This is a genomic window from uncultured Intestinimonas sp. (assembly GCF_944387245.1).
Classification (GTDB): domain Bacteria; phylum Bacillota; class Clostridia; order Oscillospirales; family Oscillospiraceae; genus Intestinimonas.
In genome coordinates this window covers 1-4,312 of sequence record NZ_CALXEE010000116.1, presented here as the reverse complement: position 1 = coordinate 4,312, position 4,312 = coordinate 1, and the positions used below count along the sequence as shown (strand labels likewise).

The 4,312-nt window shown below is 62.0% G+C and carries 6 protein-coding genes; all 6 read left to right on the top strand.

The genetic code is table 11. The features are described 5' to 3' along the window. Positions 1 to 426 (top strand): GDSL-type esterase/lipase family protein (locus Q0K15_RS10715; protein ID WP_294515836.1); only part of this gene is annotated, 426 nt, incomplete at its 5' end. Positions 427 to 447: 21 nt separating this feature from the next. Beyond that, positions 448 to 954 (top strand): sigma-70 family RNA polymerase sigma factor, encoded by a 507-nt coding sequence (locus Q0K15_RS10710; RefSeq protein ID WP_294515835.1) that lies wholly within the window; start codon positions 448 to 450, stop codon positions 952 to 954. A 1-nt stretch (position 955) separates the two neighbouring features. Beyond that, positions 956 to 1,798, top strand: a complete 843-nt coding sequence (locus Q0K15_RS10705) for a DUF3298 and DUF4163 domain-containing protein (RefSeq protein WP_294515834.1) — start codon at positions 956 to 958, stop codon at positions 1,796 to 1,798. Between the two features lie 289 nt (positions 1,799 to 2,087). Further along, positions 2,088 to 2,882, top strand: coding sequence for an enoyl-CoA hydratase-related protein (locus Q0K15_RS10700; RefSeq protein WP_294515833.1), 795 nt, complete (start codon positions 2,088 to 2,090; stop codon positions 2,880 to 2,882). A gap of 49 nt (positions 2,883 to 2,931) precedes the next feature. Further along, positions 2,932 to 3,675: a CoA transferase subunit A gene (locus tag Q0K15_RS10695; protein WP_294515832.1), complete on the top strand. Its 744-nt coding sequence runs from the start codon at positions 2,932 to 2,934 to the stop codon at positions 3,673 to 3,675. Next, on the top strand, positions 3,675 to 4,312 hold a 638-nt coding region (locus Q0K15_RS10690; protein WP_294515831.1), incomplete at its 3' end, for a CoA transferase subunit B. The genes Q0K15_RS10695 and Q0K15_RS10690, both read left to right, overlap by 1 nt.

The window sequence follows — 4,312 nt, the reverse complement described above, 5'->3', positions numbered from 1 at the left end:
TACACCCCCCTGGAGGCCCTGGGGCAGAAGACCTACGGCAAGGTTTACATCCTGCTGGGCATCAACGAGCTGGGCTGGTACAACGACCAGCGGTTCTACGACTGCTACGCTCAGCTCATCGATCTGGTCCGGGCGGCCCAGCCCGACGCCCAGATCTACCTCCAGACCCTGCTGCCGGTGACGGCGGAGAAGTCGGAGAGCCACGAGTGGCTGAAAAACGAGAAGATCGCCGTCTACAATGACCTCATCGCCCAGCTCGCAGCGGAGAAGGAGGTCTATCTGGTGGACGCCCACGCCGCTCTGGCCGACGAGAACGGCGTGCTGCCGGCGGAGGAGAGCACCGACGGCGTCCACCTCACCAAGAGCGGCTATCAGCGCTGGGCCGACTACCTCCGGACCCACACCGCGGCGCCGGAAGACCCATAACGGAAGGAAGCTGCCATCCCCTTGAGACAGAACGTCCCGGACAACCGCCAGCTGCTGGTGGAGCATATTCTCAACGGACAGACGGATTTTTACCGCCTGGCGATGAGTTATGTCAAAAATCGGGACGCAGCCCTGGACGTGGTGCAGGAGGCCATCGTGAAAGCCCTGAGTAAGGTGGACACCGTCCGGGAGCCGACCTATCTTAAAACCTGGTTTTACCGCATCCTCATCAACGAGGCCATGAACCACTTCCGGCGGAATCGCAACCTGGTGTCCCTGGAGGACGTGATGGTGGACCGGGCGGAGGAGCCCAGGGACCCGGGGGAGCGGCTGGACCTCTATGACGCCATCGACCGGCTGTCCTTCCCGGAACAGACCGTCGTCAAGCTGCGCTACTTTGAGGACATGAAGCTGGAGGAGATCGCCCAGGCCACCGGGGCCAACCTGAACACGGTGAAGTCCCGGCTCTACAAGGCCATCCGAAAGCTCAAGGACATGACTGGAGAGGAGATTGACGATGCACCCTGAAATGGAACGGGCCAGAGCCCGCTATCGGGCACAGGAGACGCCGGAGGAGCTCTCTTTTATGGTGCGCGCCGCCATCCGGGAGGGAGACCGGCAGCGAAAGCACCGGCGGACCTTGCGCCGGAGCCTGGCCACTGCCTTGGCCAGCTGTGCCTGCTTCGTGCTGCTGGTCAACGGCAGCCCCAGCTTTGCACAGGCGGTGTACGAGGTGCCGGTGCTGGGCAGCCTGGCCAGAATTGTCACCGTCACCGAGTACACCATCAACGACGAGGAGCGGGTCATCGACGTGCGCCTCCCCGCCCTGGAGAACACCGGCCACACCGAGCTGGAGCAGAAGATCAACCAGGAGATCTCCACCCGCATCCAGGCCGTCATCGACGAGGCCGAGGCCCGGGCCAGGGAGAGCAAGGAGGCCTATGTGGCCACCGGCGGCGATCCCAAGGACTATATGCCGGTCATCATCGACGTGGACTACGAGGTCAAGTGCCAGACCGACCAGTACCTCTCCTTCGTGGTGGAAAAGACCGAGACCCGGGCCAGCGCCTATACCGAGTTCTACACCTACAACATCGACCTGGAGACGGGTAAGGAGCTCACCCTCCGGGACCTGCTGGGACCCAATTGGATGGAGACCGTCAACACCCAGGTGGCCCAACAGATCGAGGAGCGGTCCCAGGACCCGGACAACATCTACTGGACCGCCGAGCAGGGCGGCTTCCAGGGCATTGAGGAGGATCAACCCTTCTACCTCAATGAAGATGGGCGCCCTGTGGTGGTCTTTGAGAAGTACGAGCTGGGCCCTGGTTCCATGGGCAATCAGGAGTTCGTCATCCAAGCTGGCGATTGATCCAATATCTCTGCCTCCAAGACGGACGGGCGGATACGGTTTTTCCGTATCCGCCCGTCCGGCTTTTTTGGCGGCGAAGCAGGGAAGAGGTGATAATAGGAAATGCTTGATCTCATCTTGAATGGATGCAATTCCCAGGCCAAATTTCATTATTTTATACAAATATATTTTTTAAAATACCGGGAAAAATGATTGATTTTCACAATACAAAGTGGTAGCTTTTAAGTGTAAGGCCCGGTGTCACCGGAAACCCAGATCTGAGCGAGTTTGTGAAAGGAGCAGGGTAAAAATGGAACTGAAGAAGCTGATCTACACCGTGGAAGACGGCATCGCGGTTATCACCATGGACTACCTGAAGAACCTCAACGCCATTGATGAGCAGATGGCGGACGAGCTCCAGTATGTGGTGGACGCGGCGGAGCAGGACCCGGAGGTGCGGGTGGTCGTGCTCAAGGGCAGCAGGAAGGCCTTTTCCGCAGGCGGGGACATCGGCTACTTCTATCAGCTGATCCAGGCCGGCGGCGAGGTCAACATGGACGGGCTCATCAGCAAGGTGGGCGGCGTGGCCGACGGCATCAAGCGCATGAGCAAAATGGTCATCACCTCGGTGTGCGGTGCGGCGGCGGGGGCCGGTGTGAGTCTGGCCCTGGCCGGCGACTTCATGATCTGTGCCGACAACGCCAAATTCATCCTGGCCTTTGTGAATCTGGGCCTGGTGCCCGACACCGGCGCCACCTATCTGCTGGCCAAGAGCATCGGGACCGCCCGCACCATGGAGCTGGCGGCCACCGGGCGGCCTGTGGACGCCCAGGAGGCCAAGGCGCTGGGCCTGGCCTACAAGGTGACCACTGTGGATGAGCTGGACGAGGTGACCATGGCCTTTGCGAAAAAGCTGGCCGCGGGGCCCCTTGTCTCGTATAAAAACATCAAAAAGCAGCTCTACGACGCCAGTTACAGCGACTACAAGCAGTGGCTGGCCGAGACGGAGGTGCCCACCCAGCGGGAGTGTGCCGCCTCCATGGACTTCCAGGAGGGCTGCAAGGCATTTATGGAGAAGCGCAAGGCCCAGTTCCAGGGGAAATGATACACAGGCGAATCACGCCGAACACCCGTAAGGAAAGGTGGCAAGGGATTTGAAATCAAAGATCGTGACCCGTGAAGAGGCCGTGGCCGGCATCCATGACGGCCAGGTCATCATGTTCGGAGACTGGCATGGAGAATTCTCCGCGGAGGAGCTCATCACCGAGGTGCTAAAGAAGGGCGTCAAGGACATCGATGCCATCGCCGTATCCGGCGGCATGCCGGACCAGGGCCTGGGCCGGCTCATCCACGAGCACCGGGTCAGAAGCCTCATCACCACCCACATCGGCCTCAACCCGGAGGCCCGGGACCAGATGTTCGCCGGGGAGCTGGACATCGAGTTCGTGCCCCAGGGCACCTTTGCCGAGCGCATCCGCTGCGGCGGCGCCGGTCTGGGCGGCTGTCTCACCCCCACCGGCATCGGCACCGATGTGGAAAAGGGCAAGCAGAAGCTGACCATCAACGGCAAGGAGTACCTGCTGGAGCTGCCCCTCCACGCCGACGTGGCCCTCATCAAGGCCACCAAGGCGGACCGTGCGGGTAACCTGAATTTCCGGCTCATCAGCCGGGCCACCAACAGCTATATGGCCCTGGCGGCCGATCTGGTCATCGCCGAGGTGGAGGAGCTGGTGGAGGTGGGCGAGCTGGGCCCCGATGATATCGACGTGCCCGCGCCCATTGTGGACATGGTGTATGTGCGGACGGGAGAGAAGAAGCCCTTCTGCCCCATGTGGCAGCGGGCGAAGGCCAAGGCAGAGGCCAAGGCGCGGGAAGCGGCGGAAGGAGGCAGCAAGTAATGGGAGCTCTCACCGGACGGGCGTTGATCGCGTCCCGCTGCGCGAAGTTTTTCAAAGACGGTGATTTTGTCAATCTGGGTATCGGACTGCCCCTGATGTGCGTCAACTACCTGCCGGAGGGGGTCAACCTCTGGCTGGAGGCCGAGATCGGCATCGTGGGCTGCGGCAGCTCTCCCTCCTGGGACGACGCCGACCCCGACCTCATCGACGCCGGCGGCCAGCCGGCCTCGGTCATCCCCGGCGGCAGCGTCTGTGACCACGCCACCTCCTTTGCCTACATCCGGGGCGGCCACATCGACGCGGCGGTGCTGGGAACCCTCCAGGTGGACCAGCAGGGCAACATCGCCAACTGGACCATCCCGGGCAAGCTGGTTCCCGGCATGGGCGGCGCCATGGACCTGTGCGCCGGCGTGAAGAAGATCGTGGTGGCCACCGACCACTGCGAGAAGAGCGGAGAGTCCAAGATCCTCAAGCAGTGCACCCTGCCCCTGACCGGGGCCCACTGCGTCACCGACATCGTCACTGAGCGGTGCTACTTTGAGGTGACCCCGGAGGGTCTGGTGCTCCGGGAGCTGGCCCCCGGCTACACGGTGGAGGACATCAAGGCCTGTACCGAGGCCGACTTCCTGGTGCCTGA